At 69.8% G+C, this 25,835-nt stretch carries 22 protein-coding genes and 1 pseudogene; 10 read left to right on the forward strand and 13 right to left on the reverse strand.

The features are described from left to right. Nucleotides 1-80: 80 nt before the first annotated feature. Entirely contained in the window at nucleotides 81-977 is an 897-nt protein-coding gene (locus OG921_RS07650) for an ROK family protein (RefSeq protein ID WP_266111788.1), read from the reverse strand. Further along, nucleotides 974-1,786, reverse strand: coding sequence for a class I SAM-dependent methyltransferase (locus OG921_RS07655; RefSeq protein ID WP_266111789.1), 813 nt, complete (start codon nucleotides 1,784-1,786; stop codon nucleotides 974-976). Before OG921_RS07655 ends, OG921_RS07650 begins: the two co-directional genes overlap by 4 nt. 99 nt (nucleotides 1,787-1,885) lie before the next feature. Between OG921_RS07655 and OG921_RS07660 the strand changes: the two genes are divergently transcribed. Further along, the gene (locus OG921_RS07660; RefSeq protein WP_266111790.1) at nucleotides 1,886-3,106 is read left to right on the forward strand and encodes a glycosyltransferase family 4 protein; all 1,221 of its coding nucleotides are present in this window, start codon (nucleotides 1,886-1,888) and stop codon (nucleotides 3,104-3,106) included. Here OG921_RS07660 and OG921_RS07665 read toward each other — a convergent pair. Continuing rightward, on the reverse strand, nucleotides 3,026-4,795 hold the full coding sequence (locus OG921_RS07665; RefSeq protein WP_266111791.1) for a hypothetical protein: 1,770 nt from the start codon (nucleotides 4,793-4,795) through the stop codon (nucleotides 3,026-3,028). The genes OG921_RS07660 and OG921_RS07665 overlap by 81 nt on opposite strands. Before the next feature lie 80 nt (nucleotides 4,796-4,875). Here OG921_RS07665 and OG921_RS07670 point away from each other — a divergent pair, with 80 nt between their 5' ends. Further along, on the forward strand, nucleotides 4,876-6,054 hold the full coding sequence (locus OG921_RS07670) for a polysaccharide biosynthesis protein (RefSeq protein ID WP_266112270.1): 1,179 nt from the start codon (nucleotides 4,876-4,878) through the stop codon (nucleotides 6,052-6,054). Then, nucleotides 6,051-6,410 carry a VOC family protein gene (locus OG921_RS07675; RefSeq protein ID WP_266111792.1) on the forward strand — a complete coding sequence of 120 codons (360 nt, stop codon included), beginning with the start codon at nucleotides 6,051-6,053 and terminating at the stop codon, nucleotides 6,408-6,410. Before OG921_RS07670 ends, OG921_RS07675 begins: the two co-directional genes overlap by 4 nt. A gap of 6 nt (nucleotides 6,411-6,416) precedes the next feature. On the opposite strand, the gene OG921_RS07680 is transcribed toward OG921_RS07675, so the two are convergent. After that, nucleotides 6,417-7,556 (reverse strand): DUF3068 domain-containing protein, encoded by a 1,140-nt coding sequence (locus tag OG921_RS07680; protein ID WP_266111793.1) that lies wholly within the window; start codon nucleotides 7,554-7,556, stop codon nucleotides 6,417-6,419. Nucleotides 7,557-7,754: 198 nt separating this feature from the next. On the opposite strand from OG921_RS07680, the gene OG921_RS07685 reads away from it, so the two are divergent. Further along, nucleotides 7,755-9,008: an acyltransferase gene (locus OG921_RS07685; protein ID WP_266111794.1), complete on the forward strand. Its 1,254-nt coding sequence runs from the start codon at nucleotides 7,755-7,757 to the stop codon at nucleotides 9,006-9,008. 2,111 nt (nucleotides 9,009-11,119) lie between these two features. Here OG921_RS07685 and OG921_RS07690 read toward each other — a convergent pair. The 4 genes and pseudogenes from OG921_RS07690 to OG921_RS07705 form a co-directional block, all read right to left on the reverse strand. Beyond that, nucleotides 11,120-13,153: pseudogene (locus tag OG921_RS07690) on the reverse strand (DUF3367 domain-containing protein); the annotation flags it as partial. 115 nt (nucleotides 13,154-13,268) lie between these two features. Beyond that, nucleotides 13,269-13,439 carry a DUF2613 domain-containing protein gene (locus OG921_RS07695; RefSeq protein WP_266111795.1) on the reverse strand — a complete coding sequence of 57 codons (171 nt, stop codon included), beginning with the start codon at nucleotides 13,437-13,439 and terminating at the stop codon, nucleotides 13,269-13,271. A gap of 34 nt (nucleotides 13,440-13,473) precedes the next feature. Continuing rightward, nucleotides 13,474-14,550, reverse strand: a complete 1,077-nt coding sequence (locus tag OG921_RS07700; protein ID WP_266112271.1) for an isochorismate synthase MenF — start codon at nucleotides 14,548-14,550, stop codon at nucleotides 13,474-13,476. Nucleotides 14,551-14,569: 19 nt separating this feature from the next. Further along, the gene (locus OG921_RS07705; protein WP_266111796.1) at nucleotides 14,570-15,058 is read right to left on the reverse strand and encodes a universal stress protein; all 489 of its coding nucleotides are present in this window, start codon (nucleotides 15,056-15,058) and stop codon (nucleotides 14,570-14,572) included. A gap of 74 nt (nucleotides 15,059-15,132) precedes the next feature. On the opposite strand from OG921_RS07705, the gene OG921_RS07710 reads away from it, so the two are divergent. Further along, a complete protein-coding gene (locus OG921_RS07710) occupies nucleotides 15,133-16,317 on the forward strand; it encodes a glycoside hydrolase family 3 N-terminal domain-containing protein (RefSeq protein WP_266111797.1) in 1,185 nt (394 codons plus the stop codon). 123 nt (nucleotides 16,318-16,440) lie between these two features. Next, complete coding sequence (locus OG921_RS07715; protein WP_266111798.1) at nucleotides 16,441-17,037, forward strand: TetR/AcrR family transcriptional regulator; 597 nt, start codon at nucleotides 16,441-16,443, stop codon at nucleotides 17,035-17,037. A 51-nt stretch (nucleotides 17,038-17,088) separates the two neighbouring features. On the opposite strand, the gene OG921_RS07720 is transcribed toward OG921_RS07715, so the two are convergent. Then, a complete protein-coding gene (locus OG921_RS07720) occupies nucleotides 17,089-17,958 on the reverse strand; it encodes a MaoC/PaaZ C-terminal domain-containing protein (protein ID WP_266111799.1) in 870 nt (289 codons plus the stop codon). Beyond that, on the reverse strand, nucleotides 17,958-19,304 hold the full coding sequence (locus OG921_RS07725) for a 3-oxoacyl-ACP reductase (protein WP_266111800.1): 1,347 nt from the start codon (nucleotides 19,302-19,304) through the stop codon (nucleotides 17,958-17,960). Before OG921_RS07725 ends, OG921_RS07720 begins: the two co-directional genes overlap by 1 nt. Before the next feature lie 125 nt (nucleotides 19,305-19,429). Here OG921_RS07725 and OG921_RS07730 point away from each other — a divergent pair, with 125 nt between their 5' ends. The 3 genes from OG921_RS07730 (at nucleotide 19,430) to OG921_RS07740 (ending at nucleotide 22,516) form a co-directional block, all read left to right on the forward strand. Beyond that, complete coding sequence (locus OG921_RS07730; RefSeq protein ID WP_266111801.1) at nucleotides 19,430-20,764, forward strand: acetyl-CoA C-acetyltransferase; 1,335 nt, start codon at nucleotides 19,430-19,432, stop codon at nucleotides 20,762-20,764. A 151-nt stretch (nucleotides 20,765-20,915) separates the two neighbouring features. Continuing rightward, the gene (locus tag OG921_RS07735) at nucleotides 20,916-21,422 is read left to right on the forward strand and encodes a hypothetical protein (RefSeq protein WP_266111802.1); all 507 of its coding nucleotides are present in this window, start codon (nucleotides 20,916-20,918) and stop codon (nucleotides 21,420-21,422) included. A gap of 98 nt (nucleotides 21,423-21,520) precedes the next feature. Next, nucleotides 21,521-22,516, forward strand: a complete 996-nt coding sequence (locus OG921_RS07740) for an aldo/keto reductase (RefSeq protein ID WP_266111803.1) — start codon at nucleotides 21,521-21,523, stop codon at nucleotides 22,514-22,516. Nucleotides 22,517-22,565: 49 nt separating this feature from the next. Here OG921_RS07740 and OG921_RS07745 read toward each other — a convergent pair whose 3' ends face one another. Then, on the reverse strand, nucleotides 22,566-23,012 hold the full coding sequence (locus OG921_RS07745; protein WP_266111804.1) for a hypothetical protein: 447 nt from the start codon (nucleotides 23,010-23,012) through the stop codon (nucleotides 22,566-22,568). Nucleotides 23,013-23,106: 94 nt separating this feature from the next. Here OG921_RS07745 and OG921_RS07750 point away from each other — a divergent pair, with 94 nt between their 5' ends. Further along, entirely contained in the window at nucleotides 23,107-23,772 is a 666-nt protein-coding gene (locus OG921_RS07750) for a phosphodiesterase (protein WP_266111805.1), read from the forward strand. 54 nt (nucleotides 23,773-23,826) lie between these two features. Here OG921_RS07750 and gnd read toward each other — a convergent pair whose 3' ends face one another. Both gnd and OG921_RS07760 read right to left on the reverse strand, forming a co-directional pair. Next, nucleotides 23,827-24,855: a phosphogluconate dehydrogenase (NAD(+)-dependent, decarboxylating) gene (gene gnd, locus OG921_RS07755; RefSeq protein WP_266112272.1), complete on the reverse strand. Its 1,029-nt coding sequence runs from the start codon at nucleotides 24,853-24,855 to the stop codon at nucleotides 23,827-23,829. A 189-nt stretch (nucleotides 24,856-25,044) separates the two neighbouring features. Then, nucleotides 25,045-25,833: a thioesterase family protein gene (locus OG921_RS07760; RefSeq protein WP_266111806.1), complete on the reverse strand. Its 789-nt coding sequence runs from the start codon at nucleotides 25,831-25,833 to the stop codon at nucleotides 25,045-25,047. Nucleotides 25,834-25,835 lie beyond the last annotated feature (2 nt).

Here is a 25,835-nt window from a genome sequence, read left to right on the forward strand (position 1 = left end):
AGCTATCGACACGAGCGGCGTCGCCGCCGGTTTTAGAACACGTTACAGAAAGAGGGGGACTCGGCAAAGGGGGTTGCGTTTCAGATCGGCCAGCGCCGGTAACCATCGCCAACGAGAGCTGCCCCGCCGGCAAGGCTGGCGCCCGAGCCGAGCAACGCGGGCACCACGTCGAGATCGCGCAGGTAGCGCAGCCCCGCGTGGCGGCGCAGCGCCGTCTCCAGCGGATCCCACAGCGGGCCGCCGGACAACGCGAAGCCCCCGCCGATCACGACCAGGTCGATGTCGAGCAGGGCGGCGGCCCCTGCGATTGCCGTACCCAGCGCCGTTCCGGCGCGGGCCATCGCCGCGAGCGCGATCTCGTCGCCGGACTTGGCCGCACGCGCGAGTTCGATGCCGGTGTCGCCGGTCCAGCCGTTCGCCCGGGCCCAGCGCACAGACGACGGGCCGCTCGCCACCGCCTCCAGGCAGCCGATACCGCCGCATGCGCAGACGTCGGCGCTGTCCGGGACCGGGATGTGCCCGATATGGCCGGCATTGCCGGTGCGCCCGCCCATCACCGTGCCGCTGCGGATGATCCCGCCGCCGACCCCCGAGGACACGATCATGCCGAGCAGATCCGTCGCACCGCGCCCGGCTCCGAACGCGTATTCGCCGAGCGCAGCACACGCGCCGTCCAGCACCACCTCGACCCGCGCGTCCGGGTACCGCTCGCGGGCGGCGTCACCGAGCCCGAATCCGGGCGCCCACTCGGGGATGTTGATCGGACCTGCGGTTTCGCCGTCCAGCGGACCCGCCGTAGAGATGCCGATCGCCTCGACCGGGTCGCCGCCCACAACCGAATCGAGCAGGTCGACGCAGGCCTGCCACACCCCGACGGCAGGGGTCGGAACCGTTTGCGGCTCCGACGGCATGCCGTCCGGGCCGACGCGGCAGGCGGCGATCTTGGTGGCACCGATATCGATCGCGAACGCGGTCATTCATCCATTCTGGCGTGGCTTCGGTCCGTGCGGTGCAAGACGAGCACGAGATTGCTGACGCCGAACTCGCGTAGTCCCGGCACCCGGGTGATCCACCAGGCCCAGCGCGGGTGATAGCGCGGGAACGCGGCGAGCAGTTGCGCCGGGACTCGCGGATCGGCCGAGGTGCGCCGCGCCCAGCCCAAACCGTCGGATGCGCGGATCGGGAAAAGCGACACGCCGAATCTGTTCTTCGGTTCGTGCCCGTTCTTGCGCCGATAGCGACAGGCGGCGCGCTCGCCGCCGAGGTAGTGCCATGGCCCGGTCTCGTGGCCGCCGAACGGGCCGAGCCACACCGTGTAGGAGAACACCATCAACCCGCCCGGGCGGGTGACGCGCAGCATCTCCGCCGCCATCATCCACGGGTCGGCGATGTGCTCGGCGACGTTCGAGGAGAAGCAGACGTCCACCGCATCGTCGCGGAACGGCAGCGCCGTGCCCGATCCGCGCACCGAGCCGGGCATCGCAAGTCCGGCCGCGTGCATCTCGCCGGCATCGGGCTCGACCGGCACATACCGCGCACCGAGGAGCGCGAACTCGTCGGCGAAGTAGCCGGGGCCGCCGCCGACGTCGAGAACGGTGCTGCCGGTCAGGTCTCGGCCGGTGGCATCGGTATACAGATCGGCGATCATCGCGGCGGTGTCCTTGGCCAGCGAGCCGTAGAACAGGGCGGGATCGGTCTGCTCGTGCGGGAAGGTGCGCAGCAACGCTACCGAGCGGCGCAGCGTCGCCCGGCGCCGGAATTTGGCGGTCACGCTCGAGGCAGGCACGGCAAGCCACCCTAGCGGGGTGGCGTGCCGCTGCCCTGCGCGCTCGGCGCAGTCGCTACCCTGGGCCGGACGATTTCTCCAGTTCGAAAGAGGCCAGGCGTGCGCGAAGTGCTGCTGTTGTGCTGGCGCGACACCGGGCACCCGCAGGGCGGCGGCAGCGAGCGGTACCTGCAACAGGTCGGCGCGCAGCTCGCGGCGAGGGGGGTCCGGGTCACGTTGCGCACCGCTCGCTACCCCGGTGCGCCGCGCCGGGAAACGATGGACGGGGTGCGGATCAGCCGTGGCGGTGGCCGGTTCTCCGTCTACCCGCGAGCACTGGCCGCGATCGCGCTCGGCCGGCTCGGGCTCGGGCCGCTGCGCGACATCGCGCCCGACGCCGTCATCGACACGCAGAACGGCATCCCGTTCTTCGCCACGTTCGCCGCGCACGCGCCGGTCACCCTGCTCGTGCACCACGGCCATCGGGAACAGTGGCCGGTCGCGGGCCGGCTCGTCGGCAGGTTCGGCTGGTGGCTCGAATCGGTGCTGTCCCCGCGCGCGCATCGGCGTAATCAGTACCTCACCGTTTCGCTGCCCTCGGCCGAGGAACTCGCCGCGCTCGGCGTCGACCGGCATCGGATCGCGGTCGTGCGCAACGGCGCCGAGCCCGTCCCCGCCGAGGTCCAGGCAGGGGTGCCGGAGGCGCGCACCGGGCATCCGAGCATCGTCGTGCTGTCCCGGCTCGTGCCGCACAAGCAGATCGAGGACGCGCTCGCGGCCGTCGCCGTGCTGCGCGGGCAGCATCGGGGCCTGCATCTGGACGTGGTTGGCGGCGGCTGGTGGGCCGACAACCTCGCCGAGCGGGCCCGCGAACTCGGCATCGAACGCGACGTGACCTTCCACGGTCATGTGTCCGAGGAACGCAAGCACGAACTGCTCGCCCGCGCCTGGGTGCATGTGCTGCCGTCCCGCAAGGAGGGCTGGGGGCTGGCCGTCATCGAGGCCGCGCAGCACGGGGTACCGACGGTCGGCTACCGCAGCTCGCGCGGGCTGACCGACTCGATCATCGACGGCGTCACCGGCCTGCTCGTCGACGATGTGCCGACCTTGACCGACGCGGTCGGGGAACTGCTCGGCGACGCGGACATGCGCGTCCAACTCGGTGAGAAGGCGCGGATCCGCTCGCGTGAATTCTCCTGGACCCAGTGCGCCGCCGGGGTGCGCGAGGTGCTCGACGCCACCGTGCGCGGCGAGTACGTGTCAGGACTGGTTGGTGTTGGACCGGCCGGCGCGGCGTCGGCGGATCATCTCGACGAGCAGCAGCAACGCGCTGCCGGCTAGCAGCACCGCCCACACCAGATGGGCGAATACGGCGAGCCATCGGTGCTCCGCCCGGTCTTCGGCGGCACCGGGCACGCGGTAGAGCGTGAGTTCGTCGTCGCGGTAGACCTGTTCGAGCTCGGCGAGGGTCCGGTGCGACTCGCCGACCGGACCGACCGACGTGTGCTGCTCGAGCACCCAGCCCACCCCGAGTTCGGCCAGCCGTCGCGGCGAGTCCCCGGCGAGCAGCGCCGCCTCGACCTCGCTTGCGCGGCTGCCCTCGCCGGCAACCACCGCCCCGCGTACCGGCAATTGCCCGGTCTGCAACACATCGCGCGGCAGGATTCGCGGCGACGGATCGAGCACCGGCGCCGAACCGGACCACGGGAAGATGCGGAACATGCCGGCCGGCAACGCCGCGACATCGGTGTCGTCATTCGAGCGCTCGACGATGCCGGCCACGGTGTGCCAGGACCCGGGGTAGTGCACTGGACGAAGTGCGCCGCCGACGCCCCACGCCAGATCGGGCAGCACCGCGATCAGCGCCACGATCGACACCAGCGCGGGGACAACGGCGTTGCGGAAGCGGGCACCCAGCCACGCGCAGCCCGCGGCCGCCGACAGGGCGTAACCCGGCATGGCAAGGGCCACCCACTTCTGGGTATCGCGCAGCAGCCCCCAGCCCGGGACGTGCTCGACCGCCCAGCGCATGAACTCCATTCCCGGCGGCGTCGCAGCGAGCGCGGGCAACAACACGGCGGCAACGGTGAGCACACCGAGCCCGCGGACCACCGGGTCGACGCGGCGCCGCCACAACACCGGCACCCCGACCGCGACGACGACCAGCAGGACCAGCGTCGCCACCACGGCGAACAGGCTCGTTCGGCTGCCCGGCACGGCGTCGGCATTCCAGATTCCACCGAGGCCGGCCAGGCCGGCGAGCGTGCCGAGACCCGGCTCGGCCCGTGCCGCGAACGCCGCCACACCGGCCGGGTCGGATTCGGCGCCGGCCCCGGACAGCGCAGCGGCAACCAGCCACGGCGTGGACGCCAGCACGGTGAGGATCAGTAGCCCGGGCAGGCCGCGGATTCCGACGATGGCCGCGGCGGTCACCGCGGCGAGCAGGGCGCCCGTCGGGGTGAGCGCGGCGGCAGTCAGGCACAGCGCGAGCGCAGCCCACGCCTGCCACCCCGCGCGGCGGCGCACGCGCAGCGCCGCGACCACCGTCCACGGCAGCGCCGCGTAGCCGGCCAGCAGACTCCAGTGGCCCTGCAACAACCGTTCGGCGACATACGGGTTCCAGATCGCCACCGTCGCGGCTACCAAGGTGGCGCCGGTGCCCAGCGCGGGCAGCACCGCGCCCACCATTCGCGCCGCGCCCCAGCCGGCGAGCCACAGCGCCAGCAGCAGGATCACCTTCACCGCGAGGCAGCCGCCGATCACCGGAGAGAGCACAGCGAGCAGTGCGTCCTGCGGAACGGCCCGCGGCGCCGCATCGCCGAGGCCGAGCGCCGAATCGGTGAGGTAGGAACGCGGCGTGCTGACCGCGTCGCGCAGCAGCAGACAACCGGAGCCGAACAGCGGGCCAAACACGAGCGCCGCCAGGGCCAGGCTGTATGCCGGCGCCGTGGCAGCGACATTGCGCCCCGTCGCGGCAGCGACTTTGCGCCACGTCGCGGCAGCGACCATGCGCCACCGCGCGGTGTTCATGGGCGTTCACCCTAATGCGGGGTGGTCGATGCGATCATGGCCCGGTGAGAACCCGCGCCGTCCCGTCCGCTTTCGCCGGGATGGGGCTCGTCACCGCGGGAGCGATGATCGCCAACATCGCCAGCTATCTGATGCACGTCCCGGCCAGCCGCTGGCTCGGACTCGACGGGTACAGCGAGTTCGCCAGTCTGATCGGCCTGCAGTTGCTGCTCGCGGTGCCGGGCCTGGCGCTGCAGACGGTGATCGCGCGTGATGTGGTGCGCGGTGCGCCGCTCGACCGGCTGCGGGCGCTCGAACTGCGCTGCGCCGCGATCGTGGCCGTGGTGGCGGTCGCCGCCGTGCCGATCGTGGTGTGGGCGTTGCAGGTCGGTCTCGACGCGGCGGTCGCGGCGCTGATCACCGCACCGCTGCTCGTGCTGCTCTCCGGCGAACAGGGCCGGCTGCAGGGCGAGAATCGGTTCGGCGAACTGGCTTTCGTGCTGGCGCTGACCGGTGTCGCCCGCGCGGCCCCCGCCGTGCTCGTGCTCGGGCTCGGCGGCGGACCCGCCGCGGCGCTCGCTGCCTCTGCCGTCGGTTTCGCGGTCGCGACGTTCGTGGCGTCGCGGCTGGCCGGCCGGTCCGGCGAACCGCGTGCGCGCACGGACGTAGCGGCGCCCGGGGTGGTCGCCGTGCTGCGCGCCTCGCAGGTGCAGCTCGTGCTGATCGCGCTCACCTCGGTCGATCTCATCCTGTCCCGCGTCGTGCTCGATTCCGACGATGCGAGTCTGTACGCGCTCGGCGCGGTCGCGACCAAGGTCGCGTTCTGGCTGCCGCAGGCGGTCGGGATGGTGCTGTATCCGCGGATGGCCAACCCGCAGCAATTGACCGGCGCGATGCGGCTGACCCTGTCCGTGCTCGTCGGCCTCGGCGTGCTCACCGTCGGCGCGGTCGCGCTGGCGTCCCCGCTGGTGCCGTTGATCGTCGGCGACGACTACGCGCCCATTCAGGGGATGCTGTGGGCGTTCGCAGCGGACGGCGCGTTTCTCGCGGTGCTGCAGGGCGCGCTGCTCGTCACGATCGCGACCGAACGGACCGTGGTCGCCGCGATCGCCTGGGTGGTGCTCGCCGTGGAGATCGCGCTGATCCTCGTCGTGGCGGGCTCCATTGGTGAACTCATCGCGGTCGCCGCTTCCGGTGCCGCGATCGCCGCCGTCGCTGCGTGGTCGGTTGAGCTTTTCGAAGCCAGGCGGCGGGAGCTGCGGTTACCGTCGAGAGCATGATCACCGCGATGCATGCGCTGCTCTACGCCGACGACCCCGACGCGGCGCGGGACTTCTTCCGCGACGTGCTCGGCTGGCCGCATGTCGACGCCGGGGGCGGCTGGTTGATCTTCCGGTCCGGACCGAGCGAGCTGGCTCTGCACCCCGCGGGGAGCAGCGGTCCGCAACACGAGATCTCGTTCATGTGCGACGACTTGGACGCGACGATCCGCGATCTGGCCGCCAAGGGCGCGCGGTTCAGCGGCGGGATCGACGAGCAGCGGTGGGGCCGCCTCACCAAACTGGAAGTGCCCGGTGCGGGTGCCGTCCTGCTCTACGAGCCGAAGCACCCGCCCGGGCATTCACTGCCTGCGTAATTCGCCTCAGATCCGGTCGTCGCGGTGGACCGGGATCTCCTCGGTCCTGTCCGTGGTCCAGTCGTGGCCGGGCTCAGGGGTGGTAGCCGTGGAGTCCGCCGGGTCGGTGGGACCGCCGGTCTCGGCGGGATCCTTCGGACCCTTGCCGCGACGCACACCGAGCACGATCCCGATCACCAGCGCGATCACGCCGAGGATGCCGAACACGATCGGCAGGATGCGGCCGAACAGCGAGATCTTGTCGATGCCGTCCTTCGCCTTCTCCAGCTGCGACTCGACGGTGTTCTCGTCGAAGGTCAGATTCGTGTTCAGTACGGTCAGCTCGGGCTTGTCGCCGCTGCGCGCGTAGAACTGAACGGGCTTCTCCTGGCCCTTGACGATGACGCCCGTCACCGGCTCGATCCACAGATCGCGCTCGTTGCTGTACCAGCGGGTCATCGTCACCGGGGTGCTGCCGCCCACGACGCCCCACTTCGCGGCGGGCAGGGTGAGCTTGTTGGTCGGCGAAGCGACCACCTTCGACAGATCGACCGGGTCGATCTTCTGATGGAAGTGGTACACCTTCTGGCCGTTGATCTCCGTCTCCTCGACGAAGTCGATGTCGAACGACTCGCGTGCATTGATGTCGAAGTACGGGTAGGTCTTCTGCTCGGTGTCGAACGGGAAGCGGTACTGCAGACCGTCGTGTGCGACCTCTTCGGCCGGCTTGGTGCCCTCGATCTGGATCGAACCGACCGGATCCTCGACCGGCATGCCGGTCTTGCGATCGACGGTCACCCGGTCCACCGATGCGGTGAGCAGGCCGGTGTCGCCCTGCTTGTCGGTGCGGCGCAGCGTGGTGCCGGCCTGAATCGTCATCTTGTCCGCGTCCGATGGCTCCTCGACGGTGAGGAAGCGCTGCGACACCATCGGCACGCCCTTGTCGACCTGCGCGCGGCCGGGGCCCGACGTCAGCGTGGCCGAGTTCAGCACCTCGCCGCCCTCGTCCGGTGTCGTGGCCACCGTGGTGATCTCGAGGTCGAGCGGTGTCTTGGCCAGCTGGCTCACCGTGTAGGTGGGCAGCATCAGTGCGCCGACGATCAAGAACGCGCCGAGCCCGACGAGTATGTAGGCCAGCGTCCGTCCCGAATTCGATCGCTCCGCCATCGAATCTCCTCAACCTCGCATCGTTTGCCCGCCGGACAGACACGGTCCGACCGCCAACGGCCCAAATTGGACAGCTGATCGTGGCAGACACTAACAGCCGTCGGCCCGGGTCCGGTTGGCCGAGGTCCGGTCCCGGCGCGTCGTCGCTCCGCGACAGGTGTAAACGGCAGTGCCGGTAACCAGGCACACTTGAGCGCGATGACCGTCACCCGCACCGCCGATTCGGAGCAGGCGTCTGCGCTGGCCGGCCCGTCGCCGCGGGCGTTCGTGCCTGCCCTCGAGGGGATGCGCGGCTACGCGGCGCTCGGCGTGGTGGTCACCCACGTCGCATTCCAGACCGCGGCCGCCTCGACGCCGGTGCTCGGACGGGTCTGGAGCCGGTTCGATCTTGCGGTTGCGGTGTTCTTCGCCCTGTCCGGGTTCCTGCTGTGGCGCCCGCACGCCGCCGCGGCGCGGGGTGGCGCGGCCGCCCCGACGACCGGGCGCTACCTGCTGCACCGCGCGGCGCGAATCCTGCCGGCGTACTGGGTGGCGGTGTGCGCGGTGCTGCTGTTCCTGCCGCAGGCGGGCAGCGGATTCCGGCTGTGGCTGGCCAATCTCGGACTCGTGCAGGTGTTCGTGCCGCTGACACTCACCGACGGGCTCACCCAGATGTGGAGCCTGTCCGTCGAGTTCGCGTTCTATCTATTGCTGCCGGTGATCGCCTTCGCGCTGCTCGGGCTGCGCGGCGCGCGGGCGCGGTGGCGGCTGCCGGTCCTGCTCGGGGCCGCGGTGCTGTCGCTCGGCTGGGCGTTTCTGCCGATCCCGACGCCGAACGCGATCCACTCCGACAACTGGCTGCCCGGGTACTTTCCATGGTTCGCGGCGGGCATGGTGCTCGCCGAGTTGGTCGTCGTCGAGGTCCCACGGATGCGCCGGCTGGCGGATCGCCGGATCGTGATGGGCCTGGTGGCGATCGTTGCGTTCGGGTTGGCGACCACCGAACTCGCCGGGCCGGAAGGTCTGGTGCGTCCCGAGCCGTGGCAGTACGCGACGAAGATTGCGCTCGGCGCGATCCTCGGCTTCGCGTTGCTTGCGCCGCTGGTCCTCGGTACCGGTCGGCGCAGGAGCGGAGCCCGCGGAGCGACCAGACAGCACCGCATCCTCACCCACCCGATCTCGCTGGCGCTCGGCCGGTGGTCCTACGGGATCTTCATCTGGCATCTGGCCGTGCTCGCGGTGGTGTTTCCGACGTTCGGCATCGCGCCGTTCCAGGGGCGCTTCGTGTTCGTGCTGATCGCCACCGTGCTGCTCACCCTGCCCGTGGCGGCGGCGAGCTATTCGCTCGTGGAGGAGCCGGTGCGCCGCGCGCTGCGGGAGTGGGAGCGTCGGCGGAGTAATCGCGCGAACCGCGGCGTCAGCGGCAGTGCCGCGACCCCAACCGCGACGACCGCGAGCAACGCCGGCAGCTGAACCCACAACGAATGCCCCAGGTAGCCGTCGGCGGAGCGCCACGGCCCGCGCGACAGCAACGCGGTGGCCGCGATCGTGCCGCCGCCGGCGACCGCCGCGAGGCCGAGCGCGGTGACGCGCGCACCCCAGCGGCGCAGTGCCAGTGCCGCACCGGCCAGGCCGGTCGCCGCGACTGCGGTGCCGACGGGTCCGGCGATGACGGTGGCGGTGGCGAGGACGCCTGCCGCGGCGAGCAGCGTGCTGCGCCACGGGTGCGGTGCCGCGCTTGGTGAGGTGCCGGCCTTGCGGCGCCACAGGGCGAGCGTGAACAGGACGAGTAGCAGGGCGAGGCCGCCGAAGATGCCGATGCGGTACCAGCGGTCGAGCGGGTAGTCGAGCGAGATCGGTCCGCTCGTGCCCGCGGGGACGATCCAGCCCTGTTGCCAACCGTTCACCACGATCGGAGTCAGCTCCGTGCCGTCCGACGTGCGGGCGTGCCAGCCGGGGTTCGTGCTCTCCGGCACCACGAGCACGCGCTCGTTCGGGTTGGCCGTGACGTCGATCGAACGGTGGCTCTCGGTCCACTCGGTGATCGATTCGCCGACCGGAGTCGTCGTGGCCACGGTTACGGGTGGCGCGGTGACATCGTCGAGCCGCAGCGCGTCGACAAAGAAAGCGCCGCCAGGGCGCACCGTCACATCCTGCTGGCCGACGGGCAGCGGCGCCGTTCCGTCGGCAGCGCAGGGTTGCGCGAAAAGCGTTGCACCGGAACGTAACTGCTCCGCAGTCGCGGTCACCGAGGTCTGGATCGGCTGTCCGCCGACCGAGAGTTCAGGGCCGTCGGCGCAGTCGACGGTGATCAGGCGATCGGGATCGCTTCCGCCGCCGATCGGTTGACCATCGGCGCCGAGGATCGCCACCTCGGCGAGCCCGGGCGGCATCGGCTGCAGGAAGCCGATGCCGGCGAGGTCGAACGCCCGATCCCAGCTCTGGATGCTCAGCTCGACGCGATCGGTGACCCGTGGATGCAGCGCGATCGGCTCGTCACCCACTTCGCGCACCTGTGTTCCATTACCGACTTCGCGCACCTGTGTTCCATTACCGACTTCGCGCACCTGGGGTCCGTCGCCGAGGTTCACCGCGACGCTGGTGGGTGCCGCCGGCAGTGCGCCCAGACTCGACGCGATCTGCAGCCCGGTGACCAATTGCGGGCCGGGCAGGTCGATGGTCAGCGTCGGCTTCGGCCCGGCCGGTTCGCGGATCGTCTCCTGCGACGCGGTCCATGTGGTGCGCGGATCGCCGTCCGTGGCCGCGAGCGCGGACCCGCGCGGATCCGCGGAGTCCGACTTCCCATGGGCGACGGGACGGCCCGGCTCGAGGAGCAGGGCGTCGAGTTCGGGGCCGGGCCGCGACCGCACGGTCAGGCTCGGTGCGACGGTCGCGGCCGCCGGGACCGAGAGCGTGCGCTGGAAAGTGTTGGGCTGCTCGGGCGGCACCGTCAGCGCGTTCGAGCAGCGCACGCGATCGGGCGCGTCCACGCATCCGGTGCGGCCGGGCAGTTCCTGACCGAGATCCCAGCCGCGAACGTCCGCGCCGGGCGGGGTCGGCGGCAGCACCGTGCGGTGCCGAATCTCGACCGGCACGGGGGTGTCGGGCGCCGAGTAGTCATCGAGGGACACCTCGCTGATGCCGAACTGGAAACCGACCGAACCGTCCTCGGTTTGCGTCGCGACGATCCGCACCCACGAGGTCTCGCCGGGCGGCAGCGCGATGGTCAGCGGCGTGCCCGGTTCGCCGATCCGCGCCGCGGTGCTGCCCCGCGCGGTCTGCACTTCGACCCATTTCACGGGTGCGCCGATGGCCGCCGGGCTGACCGTCAGATGCAGCAGGCCACCGCGGATCGGGTGGTCCAGATCGAGTTGCATCCACTGGCCGACTGCGCTTTCGAGGGCGTTGCTGAACCAGGCGGTGTCGTCGTCACCGTCGACGGCTGCGGGCGCGCCGCTGCCCGGTGCGCTCCCGCCGAGCTGAGTGGCATCGGCTGCGGAGCTCGACGTGGTCACCGCCGCGCCGGACCATTCGCCGCGCACCGGTTGGGTTCCGTCGACCGGGTAGTCGGGCACCCGGTTGCGGGTGCGGCGCGGATCGCCGGCCGTCCGGATCGCGGAACTGTGGTTGTCGACCTGCCCGAAGTCGGTCTCGCGATCGACCGGGGTATCGGTGACGGTCACGGTGTCGACCGGCAATCCGGCGCGCTCGGCGTCGGCGGCGAGCAAAACCGGGCCGGCCGCACCGGAGCTATTGCGGCGCAACAGGGCTTCGGGTCCGCCGGCGACGACCGGCAGGGCTGCGGCATCCGTGAGATACGGCTCGCTCGATCCGCCCGGACTCAGCGGCTCGACGCGGTAGATCTCGATCGCCGGATAGCCGGGTTGCAGATCGCCGTCCACGGTCAGGCCCTCGACCTTGCGCGGCCCGATCTCGTCGCCGAACTCGGCGACCTTGGTGAGACCGGGGGAACCCTCGAGCGCCTGGTGCACGAGCACCGGCCGGGTCGAGCGCGAGGTGTCCGGATCGAGGTCGTTGCGCACGACGACATAGCCGATGCCCTGCCCGCGCAGGGTGCCCCCGAGCCCGGCCGACGGGTGGCCGTCGGCGATGAGTCGCTGCACCGAGTCCATGGCACGAATCGCGCCCGGCGGGGTCAGCGGCACGGCGTCGCGGACCGCCCACGGCGTGTCGGCCAACGCCTGCAGCGGTTCGTCTCGGGTCATGCCCCACACCTGGATGGCGAACGGCGCCCCCGGCACGACGAGCGCGCGGTCGGCCAGCGCAGAGCTGTCGGTGTGCTCGGACGCGTCGGTGGTGGCGTGTGTGCCGAGCCAGTCCGCGGCCTCGTGCCAGTGGTCCGGTACGGCGTCGTAGGCGCCGCGCGGTGCCAGCCGACCGGTCCATGCGACGGCGGTCGCGAGGGTGAGCGCAACCAGGATCAGCCCGGTCACGGCGACCATCGGGTTGTGCTCGGGGTGCGCGAACGCCCGTCGCCACAGCGGGCCCGGCACCGAACCGGGCAGCGGAACGCGAGTGAGCAGATGCGCGAGTCCGAGTACGAGCGGCAACCGGATCAGCGGCTCGAGCTTGTGCACGTTGCGCAGCGGGGCGCCACCGGAGTCCAGGAACATGCGCACCGTTTCGGCGATCGGCGAGGACAGCTCGCCGACATAGCCCGCGGTGATTCCGGCCAGGCCGACGAACAGGATCAGCGCCAGCCGGCCACGCGCCGGGTTCGACCGCAATGCCAGCCCGGCCATGCCCGCCGCGGCGACGACACCGGTCGCGATCACTGCACCGGACTGGGTGACCAGCAGTGCGCCCGCCACCCGCTCCGGCGAGACGAACGGGGTCCAACTCGTGGTGCCGCGCAGCACTTCGCCCAGCGAAGTCCACTGCGTGGTGATTCCGGCCGACTCGATGAAGTCGAGGAACGGTGGACTGACCCTGCCGAGCAGCAGCAGCGGCACGATCCACCACAGCGTGGCGAGCAGCAGTGCGGGAATCCACCATGCGGTGAACCGCCACCAGCGCCGGTTCGGGTGCATCGAAAGCAACCACAGCACCGCGGGCGCCACCGCGAACACGGTCGCGACCGCGTTGACCGCGCCCATCAGCGCGACCGCGACCGCCGACTGGGCGGCGAGCACCCGCAGCTTGCGCGGGTTGGCGCCGGGGTTGTCGGCGAGCGCGCGCACCACCGGCAGCAACACCCAGGGGGCGAGCATCATCGGCAGCGTCTCGGAGGAGATCGAGCCGAGTGTGGTCAGCACGCGGGGGGAGAGGGCGAACGCGATCGCGGCGATGACGCGGGAGCTGCGGTTGCCGATGCCCAGCGCCTCCGCGAGCCGCACGATGCCCCAGAATCCGGCGAGCAGGAGCAGCGCCCACCACACCCGCTGGGTGATCCACGGTGGGATCGAGAGCAGCTGACCGAGCGCGAAGAACGAGCCGTGCGGGAAGAAGTAGCCGTAGGCCTGGTTCTGCACCTGGCCGAGCGGGGCCTGGCTGTTCCACAGATGCGCGGCGCGGCCGAGGAAGCCCAACGGGTCCTCGGTGAGATCGAACTTGGTGTCGGCGACGATCTTGCCCGGCGACTGCAGGAAGGCCAGCACGAGCGCGACGAGGGCCGCGACGAAGAACCACCGTCGGCCGAGTGGTTCGACCGACGGTGGCGGTGTAAGAGACGCTGTCAGCGAGGAATGGCTCTGCTCTTCAGGAGCACGCGATTCAGCGGCTGCCGTACTCAACCTGGTTGAGCAGCGAGGAACCCGCGTTGCCGCTGCGATCGACGTCGGGACGCGAATTCTGTTCCGCCGCGGACGTCACGCCGATGATGACGCCGACACCGAGGACAGCGCCGACGAGGGCGCTGACGAGCCCGGGGACCAGAAAGTTCATCGCGGAGGCTCCTTCGACGTGCGAGTTGTCCGGGTCAAGGTATCACCAGGGCCGCGGCACCAAGCGCACCGAGCAGGGTGCGCAACTTCGATGTCGTCTCGTCGAGCTCGGCCTGCGGGTCGGATCCGATCACGATCCCGCCGCCCGCCCACGCCGTCGCCGAACGCCCGTCACCAGCCAATTCGGCACACCGGATGGCGACGATCCACTCGCCGTCGCCGCGTTCGTCGCACCACCCGACGGTGCCGCCGTAGAACCCGCGCTCCTCCTCGAGTTCGAGGATCGTCGCCAGCGCGGCGTCGGTCGGTGTGCCGCACACCGCGGGCGTGGGGTGTAGCCGGATCGCCAGGTCGAGCGCGGTGGTCGCCGGGTCGCGCAGCACGCCGTGGACGGGCGTGGCGAGATGCCACACCTCGGGGGTGCCGACGAGTTCCGGTGTGGCGGGGATGTCCAGCTCGGTGCACAGCGGTGCGAGCCGCTCGCGGATCCACTCGATGACGAAGGCGTGTTCGGCGAGGTTCTTCGCCGAGCCGAGCAGTTCCTCTGCGGTGGCGCGGTCGGTGGCCGGGTTGGCGTGTCGCGGCGCGGTTCCGGCCATCGGGCGCAGCGAAACGGAGGCGCCGCGGCGGGCGACGAGCAGTTCCGGGCTCGCGCCGACGAGCGTCGTGGCCGGCAGGTTCACCGCGAAGCCGTTCGCCGTCGGGTGGGTGGCGAGCAGGTGCGCGAGCAGCAGCGCCGGATCGATCGGGGCATCGGCGACGAGCTGTACCGAGCGGGCGGCGACCACCTTGCGCAGGTCGTCGGCTTCCAGCAGTTCGAGCAGCTTGCGCACCCGCGCGATGTGTTCGGCGCGGCTCGGCGTCTCGTGGGCCACGCGCGCGGCGGGCAGGGCGGGCAACGGATCGGCGAGAACCGGGCCGGGGCCGCGCGTCCAGGTCTGCGGGACGGTGAACGCGGCGGGCCGCGCCGGATCGAACGGCAGGGCACCGACGAGCAGCGGCACCGCGCCACTGCGAATCGCGGTGGCGGCGGTGTCCGCGTCGGTGAATCGCGTGCGGGTGCCGCTGGTGCGCAGCAGCGTGCCCGCGCGGGCGAACAGGAAACCGTCCATCACGGACCGACGATATCGATCAGCCGGGCTGTGTGGCCTTCGCTGTGATCGGTGGCACCAGGAAGACCGGGCGGTGGCAGTGCTTGAGCACCGCGTCGGCGACGCTGCTGTGCAGCAGCGCCCGGATGCCGGTGGAGCCGCGGGTGCCGGCGACGATCAGATCGACGTCGAGTTCGTCGGCGCATTCCACGATGGTGGTCCAGATCGTGGAGGTGCACTCGGCGGTGCGTGGTTCGGCGTTGAGCCCGGCGGCCTTGGCCAGCTGCAGGCCTTCGTCGTTGATCGCGCGGGCATCGGTGTAGGCGATGTCGTCGATGTCCTCGTCGGGCACCCAGTCCGGCTGCATCACCCCGGAGAGCCCGGACATCCGTGCGGCCTGGCGAACCATTGGTTCCCACGCCGTCAACACGACAGCCTTGTTCGCGGCCAGGAATCTGCCCGCGTATTCGATGGCCCGCTTCGCATGGTCGGAACCGTCGTAGGCGATGAGCATCACATCGCAGGGCATCGCGAACCTCCTGGGTTCTCGCCGCCTGGTCGGTTGGCATCGAGCCTACCCGCGGGCAGGTAGCGTCGTCGGTTATGCGGTGGGTGGGTTTTGGTGTCGTCGTGGCGCTGGCGACCGTGATGACGGCGTGCTCGGGATCCTCGACGGTGGCGACGTCCACACCGGTGACGCCAGCGCCGTCGGCTGGTCCGGCCGAGACGACGGCGAGTGCCGAGCCGTCGTTGCCGGCGACCCAGGCGGCCGCGGCCGATCCCTGTGGCCAGGCGTTTCTCGCCCGGTTGACTCCGCGTCAGAAATTGGGCCAGCTGCTCACCGTCGGAGTCACCGGCACCGCGGATGCGGTGAGCGTCGTGCGCGACAGCCAGGTCGGCGGGATCTTCATCGGCGGCTGGACGGATCAGTCGTTGCTCACCGCCGGCGGAGTGGGGCAGGTGCAGGGCGCCGCCAACATCCCGGTGATGGTCACCATCGACGAGGAGGGCGGCCGGGTCTCGCGGGTCGCGAATCTGATCGGTTCGGCCCCCGCGGCGCGTGAGTTGCCCGACGCCATGTCGCCGCAGCAGGTGCGCGAGTTCACCGCCGAACGGGCTCGGAAGATGAAGGAACTCGGCATCACCGTCGACTTCGCACCGGATGTGGACGTGAGCAGTCAGCCCGATGATTCGGTGATCGGTGACCGGTCGTATTCGGACGACCCCAACGTGGTGACGCAGTACGGCGACGCGGTGATCCAGGGTCTGCACGACGGCGGGCTCGGCGCGGTGATCAAGCATTTCCCCGGGCACGGTTCCGGCTCGGGGGATTCGCACACCGGCGCGGTGAGCACGCCGCCGCTCGATCAGTTGCAGACCACGGATCTGGTGCCGTTCCGCAATCTGGTCGGTTCCGGCGCGGGTGTGATGGTCGGTCACCTCGATGTGCCCGGTCTGACCGCGCCCGGGGTCCCCGCGAGCATCTCGCCCGCGGCGATGAACCTGCTCCGCACCGGTGCGGACTACAACGCGCCACCGTTCGACGGGGTGATCTTCACCGACGACCTCGGCGGGATGGCGGCGATCACGAGCCGCATGTCGATTCCCGACGCGGTCGAGGCGGCGCTCGAGGCCGGCGCGGACAACGCGCTGTGGATCACCACCGATGAGGTGCCCGCGGTGCTCGACCGGCTCGACGGCGCGGTCACTCAGGGGCGGCTACCCGAGGCTCGGGTGGATCAGTCCGTGCTGCGGGTGGCGCGGTACAAGGGCGCGCTCACGTGCTGATCGACCGGTGTCGCCCGAAGCGGCATTGGGCGCTTATCCATAACCTGTGATACCGATTTCGGGGACGAGCAATCGATCTTACTCTAGAGTAAGATTCGCTGGAGCAGCTGTTATGGAGGACGCATGGCCGGTGGAACGAAGCGGTTGCCCCGTGCCGTGCGAGAGCAACAAATGTTGGATGCGGCGGTCGAGATCTTCTCCCGCAACGGCTTTCACGACGCGTCGATGGACGCCATCGCCGCAGAAGCGAAGATCTCCAAGCCGATGCTGTACCTCTATTACGGCTCCAAGGACGAACTGTTCGCCGCGTGCATCAATCGCGAGGGCTTGCGGTTTCTCGAGGCGATCACGCCCGCCGGCGATCCCAAGCTGACCCCGCGTGAGCAGGTCCGCGTCGCGCTGGTCTCGTTCCTGCATTTCGTCGACGAGAACCGGCGGTCCTGGCAGGTGCTGTACCGGCAGGCGATCGCCCAGCAGAGGTTCGTCGCCCAGGTGGCGAGCGCGCGTGAGCGGATGATCGAGATGACCGCCAAGCTGCTCGAAAACAGCACCAAGAACCCCGATCCGGGCACCAACTTCTCGATCATGGCCGTGGCGCTGATCGGTGCGGGCGAGGCCGTGGCGGACCGACTGGTCGAAGGAGAGATCGGGGCCGAGGAGGCCGCCGATCTGCTGGAGACCCTGGCCTGGCGCGGTCTGGCGGGCAAGAAGCGGGACTGAGCACGCCACGGGCGGCAGAGAGGAATCGGTCGCCGCCCGCGGCGTTAGCGCTCAGCTCAGCGTGGCCGTGAGGTGCGGGTAGCCCTTCTTCGGGTGCTTGAGCGACAGATCCCAGCCCTGGCCGGTGCGGTCCGCGTAGGCGTTGACGGTAGACGGCAGCAGCACCGGTTTCCCGAACTTCACCTGGTAGGTGGCCGCGTCCGGAATCCGGCCCTCGACCAGGCCGAGGATCGCCGCAGCACTCCACATGCCGTGCGCGATCGGACGCGGGAATCCGAAGGCCTTGGCGCCGAGCGTGGAGATGTGGATCGGGTTGCGGTCGCCGGACACCGCGGCGTACTTGCCGATGGTGCGCTGATCCACCCGTATCGTGCGGGTCGGCGGGGGCGGCACCTCGTCCGGCTTCGGCTCCGGCTTCGGACCGCCGGACAACGACGTCTTCTGCTGATGCAGGAACGTCGTCACCTGCCGCCACACCAGTTCGCGCCCGACGCTGATCTCGCTGATCGCGTCCACGAGCAGCCCCTTCGGGTGTTCGCGCAGGTTCTGCACGTATGCCGCGATGTCGAGCGGCTCGCTCACCGAGATGGGCCGCCGCTGCTCGATCAGGTTCTCCGCGTGCACCGCACCGACCGCGACGAACGGGAAGTCGCGCGCCACGACCAGTCGCATGACGGCCGGGAAGGTGAGCGTGAACGGGTAGGTGAGCGGCAGGGTGTCGCCGAACCGCAGCCCGGTCGCCTTCGCGTAGGCGGCGAGGTTGTCCGGATCGACGTGCAGCCCGGACAACTCCACCCGGCGGTCCGGGATAGCGTCGCTGCGGTCGGACAGCAGTGGCACCGGCAGCGCACCGAGCACGGCGCGCAGGTACAGATCGCGGGTGCGCGGCGTCTCGTCGAGATCGAGTACCTCGGTTGTCATCAGGCCCCCAGCAGACTCTGGCCGCACACCCGCAGCACCTGTCCGGTGACCGCGTTCGAAGCCGGGCCGGCGAAGTAGGCGACGGTCTCCGCGACGTCGACGGTCTGCCCGCCCTGCAGCAGCGAGCTCATCCGGCGGCCGGCCTCACGGGTGGCGAACGGGATGGCGGCCGTCATCGCGGTCTCGATGAAACCGGGGGCGACCGCGTTGACGGTGATGTGCTTGTCCGCGTAGGCCGCCGCGCTCGCGTGTACGAGGCCGATGACACCCGCCTTGGAGGTGCCGTAGTTCGTTTGCCCGCGGTTGCCGGCGATGCCCGCGATGGAGGACACGTCGATCACCCGGCCGCCCTCCTTGAGCGCGCCCTTGGCGATCAGCGACTCGACGATCTTCCGAGGTGCGATGAGGTTGACGTTCAGCACCGCGTTCCAGCGTGCGTCGTCCATATTCGCGAGCAGCTTGTCGCGGGTGATGCCGGCGTTGTTGACGATGATGTCCGCGCCGCCGTGCCGCTCGAGCAGGTGTGCGGCGAGCTTTTCCGCGGCGTCGTCCGCGGTGACGTCGAGGGCCAGCGACGTGCCGCCGACCTTGTTCGCGGTCTCCGACAGCGCCTCCCCGGCAGCCGGAATATCGGCGCAGATGACGTGCGCGCCGTCCCGGGCGAGCACCTCGGCAATCGTCGCGCCGATACCGCGCGCGGCGCCGGTGACCACTGCGACCTTGCCGTCGAGCGGGCGGTCCCAGTTCTCCGGCGCGGTCGAATCGTCGCCGCCGACCTGGATCACCTGACCGGAAACGAAGGCGGACTTGGCCGAGAGCAGGAAGCGCAGCGTCGACTCGACTCCGGTCGCGGCCGGCGTGGCGGTCGCCGAGACGTAGACCAGCTGCACCGTGGTGCCGCGCTTGACCTCCTTGCCGAGGCTACGGGTGAAGCCCTCGAGTGCGCGCTGGGCGATGTGCGCGTCGACGCTGCCGGTTTCCTCGGGGGTGGTGCCGAGCACGACGATGCGCGCGCAGGCGGTCAGGCTGCGCATCGCCGGCTGGAAGAATTCGTACAGCGCCGCAAGCTCTTCCGCACTCGCGAGGGCGGTCGCGTCGAAGACCAGCGCACCGAACTTGGTGTCGTCGGGTCCGGCGAAGGTGTAGTCCGCGAGCTGTTCGCGGATCGGCTCGACGAGCCGGCCGGCGCCACCGAGCAGGATCGGGCCGGGAAGCGGCGGCTCACCGGCCTTGTACCGGCGCAGATCCTCCGGTTTGGGCAGCCCGGCCTTGTCCGCGATGAACGCGCCCGGTGTCGTGGACAGGAATGACGAGTAGAGGTCCGGAGCTCCCTTGCTGGATGCCACTTTCACTACCTTCTCGGGTCGTCTTGGGGATTGGTCGATTACCGCAGCGTTGACACACGCCGGGTTCGACAAACAACTTACTCTGGAGTAAGTTGGATGTCGAGCAGACCACCTGAGTCAGGGAGATGCGCGTGACGAGCACAGCGGCCAGCACCGAGTCAGTCGAGTCGAGGGGTGTCGACCGGCAGTTGCGACCAGTCGCCGTCCTTGGCGGGAACCGGATCCCATTCGCCCGGTCCGACAAGGCGTATGCGCGCGCCTCCAATCAGGATATGTTCACCGCCGCGCTCGATGGCCTGGTCAGTCGCTTCAACCTGCAAGGTGAGCGGCTCGGTCAGGTTGTCGGGGGCGCGGTTCTCAAGCACAGCCGCGATTTCAACCTCATGCGGGAGTGCGTGCTCGGTAGCGCGCTCAGCCCGTACACGCCCGCCTACGACCTGCAGCAGGCCTGCGGCACCGGCCTGCAGTCGATCATTGCCGTCGGCGATGCGATCGCCGCGGGCCGCATCGAGGCCGGCATCGGCGGCGGGGTGGACACCACCTCCGACGCGCCGATCGGTGTCAACGACGAGTTGCGCGAGTTCCTGCTCTCGCTCAACCGCGCGAAGACCGCGGGTGCCCGGGTCAAGCTGCTCGGCAACGTTCGTCCGGGCATGATCGGGCTCGAGATTCCACGCAACGGGGAGCCGCGCACCGGCCTGTCGATGGGCGACCATGCCGCGATCACGGCCAAGGAATTCGGCGTTCGCCGCGAGGACCAGGACGAACTCGCCGCCGCCAGTCACCGCAACATGGCTGCCGCCTACGACCGCGGCTTTTTCGACGATCTGGTGACTCCATTCCTCGGCCTCACCCGCGACGACAACCTGCGTCCCGACTCGTCGGTGGAGAAACTGGCCAAACTGAAGCCGGCCTTCGGTGTGCAGCTCGGCGACGCGACCATGACCGCGGGCAACTCGACCCCGCTCACCGACGGCGCGTCGGCCGCGCTGCTGGCCACCGACGAATGGGCCGCCGAGCGCAAGCTGCCGGTGCTCGCCCATCTCGTCGACTCCGAGACCGCCGCCGTGGATTACGTGCACGGTCCGGACGGCCTGCTGATGGCGCCCACCTACGCGGTGCCGCGGCTGCTCGCGCGCAACGGACTCACGTTGGCGGACTTCGATTTCTACGAGATTCACGAGGCCTTCGCCTCGGTGGTGCTCGCCACCCTGCAGGCCTGGGAGAGCGACACCTACTGCAAGGAGCGGCTCGGCCTCGACGCCGCGCTCGGCAGCATCGATCGCAGCAAGCTCAACGTCAACGGTTCCTCGCTCGCGGCCGGTCATCCGTTCGCCGCGACCGGCGCCCGCATCGTCGCCTCGACCGCAAAGCTGCTCGCCGAGAAGGGGTCCGGCCGGGCGCTGATCTCCATCTGCGCCGCGGGTGGGCAGGGCGTCACCGCGATCCTGGAGCGCTAGGCGCACACGTCGCACGCACTGCGCAGTACGCTGGAAATCGCGAATCGGCCATGCGGCGCATATCCATTGACTAGCGTCCGAGGCATGGGCCGAATCGGCGTCGCGCCGGGTCCCGACGGGTAAAACCGCCGTCCCGATAGGAGACATGCTGATGCGACGAAACCTGTTCATCCGATGCGTCACCGCCGCTGTGGCTTCGGTGACCGTACTGCTTGCGGCGCCGGCAATCGCGGCGGCTGCCCCCGCCCCTGCGCAACCCGTTTTGCCCGGCGTCGGGTTCTCGAACGGGATCGGCCACAAGGCGGAGGCACAGGGGAATTCTGTGCGGTACACCGCGACGGGCGTGCCGGGGTACCTCGGTGTCTTTCCCGGTAGCTGCCAAACCGGACTGGTAAATGCCGTGACGGCCGCCCCGATCATCGGGGGGTCGATCGCCGATTTGCTCGCAGGCAATCCGTTCGGGCTGATCACAGCCCTGCTCGAGTCGGGCTCCTTTGTTGCTTTTCACCCGTTGGTGATTGCGGATAAGGACGGCACTGTGACCGGGACGTTCGCCAACGTGCCCACCGGCCTCTACGTGGTGGTCAGCAGTTGCACCGCGCAGGCAACCGGCCCCGCCTACGGCGCCACCGGGGTATTGGTAGTCGGCGCGCGCTGAACCTCCGGCTCCACGCGCCTCCGACGGACGCACGGCTTTGCAATCAGGGTGATCGCACATCGTGCGCCCTTCGCGAATTCCGGGGCAGGATGCGATGCATGACTGTCCCCACCACTGCACTCGCCCCCGGTCTCGTCGTCAGCGCCCAGGGCTACGGCGCCATGTCGGTCGCTCCGGCATATGGACCCGTCGACCCGGCGGAGGCCCTTGCCACACTCCATCATTCGATCGATATCGGCGTCACCTTCATCGATACCGCCAACGTGTACGGCGAGGGTGCGAGTGAGCGTGCCGTCGGCGAGGTGCTGCGCACCCGGCGCGACGAAGTGCAGTTGGCCACCAAGTTCGGCCTCGTCGGCAATATCGCGGCGGGACAGCGCGGCATCGACGGCCGCCCCGAGCACGTCGCGGGATTCCTGGACGCCTCCCTGGAGCGGCTCGGTGTCGACCACGTCGACCTGTACTACCTGCACCGGGTGGATCCGAACGTCCCGATCGAGGAGACGGTCGGGGCGATCGCCGAACAGGTGAGCGCGGGCAAGGTGGGCCACATCGGACTTTCGGAGGCCACCGGCGACGAGCTGCGGCGCGCGCATGCCGTCCACCCGATTGCCGCGATCCAGAGCGAATGGAGCGTGTGGAGCCGCGATGTGGAGCGGGCCGTCGTCCCGACCGCCGCGGAACTGGGCATCGGCTTCGTGCCGTACTCACCCGTCGGCCGAGGGTTCCTCACCGGCACGTTCGAACCGGGCCAAATCGGTGAAAACGACCTGCGACGCCGGTTTCCGCGCTTCGCGCCCGACGCACTGCCGGGTAACGCGAAGGTGCTCGCGGTGGTCGAGGATATTGCCGCCGAGACCGACGGGACGCCGGCGCAGGTCGTGCTCGCCTGGCTCTACGCCAAGGGCCGGGAGTTCTCGTTGCCGGTCGTGCCCATCCCCGGGACCCGGTACGCGCCGCGAGTCACCGAGAACGCGGGCGCGCTGAACCTCGACCTGACCGCCGACCAGGTGGCTCGTCTCGACGAACTCGCCGCGATCACGGTTGGTGCACGGACGGCGGACCCGACGTGGGTCTCGCTCGGCCGAGAGTGACGCGAGAGTAGTCACGCCGAACCCGAGCACAACCGCGACGCAGGATCGGTCAGGACACGGCCTGTTTCACCAGCGCGCGCAGCCTCTTCTCCACCGCATCCGTCAAGGCGACGACGGCGAACGAAGTCGGCCACATGTCGCCGTCGTCGAGGTTGGCGTGCTCGTCGAAGTTGACGGTCGGATACCTCGTGTCGAACTTGGATTTAGGCTGCACGAACATGACGACCTTGCCGTCGGCGTTCGCGTAAGAGGGGAACCCGTACATCGTCTTCGGTCGCAGATCGGGTGCCTCCTCGGCGACGAGCCGATGGAAGGTCGTTGCGACCTCGCTGTCGATTCCCTCGAGTGCGTCGATCGCGTCGATGCACGCCTCGAGTTCGCGGGCCTGTTTCGCCGCACCCTTGAGGCCTTTGGTCGTGCGCAACTCCTCGGCGCGCTGCTTCATCGCGGCCTTCTCGTCGGCGGAGAAACCCGTTCCGTCAGTGGTGGCGTTCATGGTCGTCACGCTACGTCGCGCCGGCGTCGACCGAGCCAGGACCAGCCTCGCGTGCCGCGCGTTTCGGCATAGTCGCGCGGGGTAGCCGCCGCACATGACCGATATTGCAACTCGCGCGCTCGGCTGGCCCTTCCGGATCGGTGCGGCGCTGCGCCACGCCAGGGTGTTTCACCCCAACGGATTTCTCGCCAGTGGACGGATCGAGCGCATTGCCGACCCGGCATTCGGTGTGCCGATCGAGTCCGGCCCGGTCCGGGTGCGTTTGTCCAAGGGAATCGGGACGCCGGGTGGACTGCCGGACGTCGGCGGAATCGCGATCCGGCTTTCGCAACCAGAACGTTGGGACATCCTGCTCGCGACATCCGGCACCAATCCGATCGCGCGATGCGCAGTACTCCCCTCGGTGTCATGGGCGCGCGCACGATTCTCGACATTGATGCCGTTGGCTTATCAGGGACGATCCTGGCGGCTACAAGCCGAACTTGCCTCGTCGTCCCGGGACTTTTCACTTGCGAGCCTCGAAGCCGAGATCGCCGAGCGACCGCTCGTCGTGCACCTGCGGCAGGCGGCCGGCGCCGAAGGTTTCGCAGACCTGGCGAAAGTGCGACTCGACACCGTAATCAGCACCGATGACGACGAAGCACCGCCATTCGATCCGATCCTCAACACACACGACGACGTCCGGCTGCAACCGGAATGGCTGCGGATCGTGCGCGAGGCCGCCTACGACAACAGCCGTCGCGGACGCCGGGGCACCTGAGCGGTTCGGCGTAGCCGGAACGCTCCGACGTAGCGCTACTTCTTCGGTAGCTCCCTACTTCTTCGGTAGCTCACTGTGCCCGCCGAACGCCTTGCGCATCGCGGAGAGCACCTTGTCCGCGTAGAGCGCTTCGCCACGAGACGAGAACCGTTGGTAGAGCGCGGTGGACAGTACGGGCACCGGCACGCCCTCGTCGAGCGCGGCGTCGACCGTCCACCGACCCTCACCGGAATCGGACACCCGCCCGCCCATCGCCTCGAGGGTGGGGTCGGCGAACAGTGACGCCGCGGTGAGATCGAGGAGCCACGAGGCGACCACCGAGCCGCGTCGCCACACTTCGGTCACCTCGGGGATGTCGATGTCGTACTGGTAGAGCTCGGGCTGGTCGAGCGGGGTCTCCTCGGCGGAGAATTCACTCGGCGACCGCGAGCCGATATTCGCCTTGTGCAAAATGTTGAGGCCCTCGGCGTAGGCGGCCATCGCGCCGTACTCGATGCCGTTGTGCACCATTTTCACGAAGTGACCGGCGCCGGCCGGGCCGCAATGCAGATAGCCCTGCTCGGCCGGGGACGGTTCGCCGGTGCGGCCGGGGGTGCGTTCGGCGGCGTCGACACCGGGTGCGATCGATTGCAGCAACGGCTCGATATGGGCGACCTGTTCGTGCTCACCGCCGACCATCAGACAGAAGCCGCGGTCCAGGCCGAAGACCCCGCCCGACGTGCCGATGTCGATGTAATGCAGTCCCTTGGGCGAGAGCGCTTTCGCCCGTGCAATGTCCTCGTGGTAGCGGCTGTTGCCGCCGTCGATGACGATGTCGCCGGGTTCGAGCAACTCGGCCAGCTCGTTGATCACCCGTGTGGTGATGCCCGCCGGGATCATCACCCACGCGACCCGCGGCTTGTCGAGCGCGGCGACAAAATCGGCGAGGGTATTCGTACCGAGCACCGCGCCCGCGCCCTCGGCGGCGACCTCCTCGACGGCAGCGGGATTGGTGTCGAAGACGACGGCCGTGTGGCCGTCCTTCACGATCCGCCGGACGATATTCGCGCCCATCCGACCAAGCCCGACCATTCCCAGCTGCATGGCAGTCACCCCACGAGTCTGGACCCGGGGCCAGGTCCCAGCAACCGGTTCCACGCTATTTGTGCCGACGTGTAACACCGGCGGGGGCTGCGGCGAAATCGTGAATGGTTCCGTGTTGCCGCCAGACCCCCGACCCGGCGGCAGCACGGAACCGCCAACGTTACGGGGAGTTCGTTCGCCGACAGCGCCTCAGCGGCGGCCGAGCAGCAACGTCTGCATCGCGCGCCCTATCGGTCCGGCTTCGTCGTAGAGCGCTGTCTCGGTCAATCCGATCCCGTGCGGCTGCGGCGAGGTCACCGCGTCCAGGCAGATCCACTCGCCCTCGGGCAGCCGATGCAGCGACACCGTGAGATCGGTGTTGATGAACAGATAGTTCTGCCAGTCCATCGTGGAGCTCACCCCATTGCCGGAATCGCTTGCGGCCATGGCGCGCTCCCACGGGCTCGGCGTCGTGCCCGCCACGATGGGATGGCGCAGCCGAATCCAGCAGGTCGCCGGACCGGCCTCGAGAAATGTGCCGCGGACGAACCGGTAATCGATGCCGGTGTGGAAGCCGACCGGTTGCAGCGAGGGGAACTCCGACTCGACGCCCTGCTCGGGTCCGGGCATGGTGCCGGTCGGCCGCACCGCATCGTCGATTTCGAGCGGCGGATCGGCGCGGCGGAAGCGCCAGGCATTGGCCCGCAGCACCGGTCCGCGGTCGGCGCGCACCTCGGCCTCGAGCAACTCCACACTGCGGCCCGGCCGCGCGACCCGAGTGGTCACGGTGAGCGGTGCGAGCGGGATCGGACCGAGGATCTCCACCGCGATCCGGCCGACCTGAAATCCCTCGCGCGGCTCGCAACGTTCGATCGCATGCGCGATCAAGGCCGACGGCGGTCCGGCGTGCTGGGCATCCGGTGACCACGGGCCCCGAGTCAGTTCGGTCGATTCGTAGCGGTCCGGGTCGGCCGGATCTCGGACGTAGAACGACTCCATGC

This window comes from Aldersonia sp. NBC_00410, assembly GCF_026342035.1.
Taxonomy (GTDB): domain Bacteria; phylum Actinomycetota; class Actinomycetes; order Mycobacteriales; family Mycobacteriaceae; genus Aldersonia.

What these genes read in the sequence shown, in the direction of transcription:
- OG921_RS07650 (WP_266111788.1), bottom strand. Translation starts at nt 977, where the DNA reads ATGACCGCGTTCGCGATCGATATCGGTGCCACCAAGATCGCCGCCTGC.
- OG921_RS07665 (WP_266111791.1), bottom strand. Translation starts at nt 4,795, where the DNA reads ATGAACACCGCGCGGTGGCGCATGGTCGCTGCCGCGACGTGGCGCAAA.
- OG921_RS07670 (WP_266112270.1), top strand. Translation starts at nt 4,876, where the DNA reads ATGGGGCTCGTCACCGCGGGAGCGATGATCGCCAACATCGCCAGCTAT.
- OG921_RS07675 (WP_266111792.1), top strand. Translation starts at nt 6,051, where the DNA reads ATGATCACCGCGATGCATGCGCTGCTCTACGCCGACGACCCCGACGCG.
- OG921_RS07680 (WP_266111793.1), bottom strand. Translation starts at nt 7,556, where the DNA reads ATGGCGGAGCGATCGAATTCGGGACGGACGCTGGCCTACATACTCGTC.
- OG921_RS07685 (WP_266111794.1), top strand. Translation starts at nt 7,755, where the DNA reads ATGACCGTCACCCGCACCGCCGATTCGGAGCAGGCGTCTGCGCTGGCC.
- OG921_RS07695 (WP_266111795.1), bottom strand. Translation starts at nt 13,439, where the DNA reads ATGAACTTTCTGGTCCCCGGGCTCGTCAGCGCCCTCGTCGGCGCTGTC.
- OG921_RS07700 (WP_266112271.1), bottom strand. Translation starts at nt 14,550, where the DNA reads ATGGACGGTTTCCTGTTCGCCCGCGCGGGCACGCTGCTGCGCACCAGC.
- OG921_RS07705 (WP_266111796.1), bottom strand. Translation starts at nt 15,058, where the DNA reads ATGCCCTGCGATGTGATGCTCATCGCCTACGACGGTTCCGACCATGCG.
- OG921_RS07710 (WP_266111797.1), top strand. Translation starts at nt 15,133, where the DNA reads ATGCGGTGGGTGGGTTTTGGTGTCGTCGTGGCGCTGGCGACCGTGATG.
- OG921_RS07715 (WP_266111798.1), top strand. Translation starts at nt 16,441, where the DNA reads ATGGCCGGTGGAACGAAGCGGTTGCCCCGTGCCGTGCGAGAGCAACAA.
- OG921_RS07720 (WP_266111799.1), bottom strand. Translation starts at nt 17,958, where the DNA reads ATGACAACCGAGGTACTCGATCTCGACGAGACGCCGCGCACCCGCGAT.
- OG921_RS07730 (WP_266111801.1), top strand. Translation starts at nt 19,430, where the DNA reads ATGCGCGTGACGAGCACAGCGGCCAGCACCGAGTCAGTCGAGTCGAGG.
- OG921_RS07735 (WP_266111802.1), top strand. Translation starts at nt 20,916, where the DNA reads ATGCGACGAAACCTGTTCATCCGATGCGTCACCGCCGCTGTGGCTTCG.
- OG921_RS07740 (WP_266111803.1), top strand. Translation starts at nt 21,521, where the DNA reads ATGACTGTCCCCACCACTGCACTCGCCCCCGGTCTCGTCGTCAGCGCC.
- OG921_RS07745 (WP_266111804.1), bottom strand. Translation starts at nt 23,012, where the DNA reads ATGAACGCCACCACTGACGGAACGGGTTTCTCCGCCGACGAGAAGGCC.
- OG921_RS07750 (WP_266111805.1), top strand. Translation starts at nt 23,107, where the DNA reads ATGACCGATATTGCAACTCGCGCGCTCGGCTGGCCCTTCCGGATCGGT.
- gnd (WP_266112272.1), bottom strand. Translation starts at nt 24,855, where the DNA reads ATGCAGCTGGGAATGGTCGGGCTTGGTCGGATGGGCGCGAATATCGTC.
- OG921_RS07760 (WP_266111806.1), bottom strand. Translation starts at nt 25,833, where the DNA reads ATGGAGTCGTTCTACGTCCGAGATCCGGCCGACCCGGACCGCTACGAA.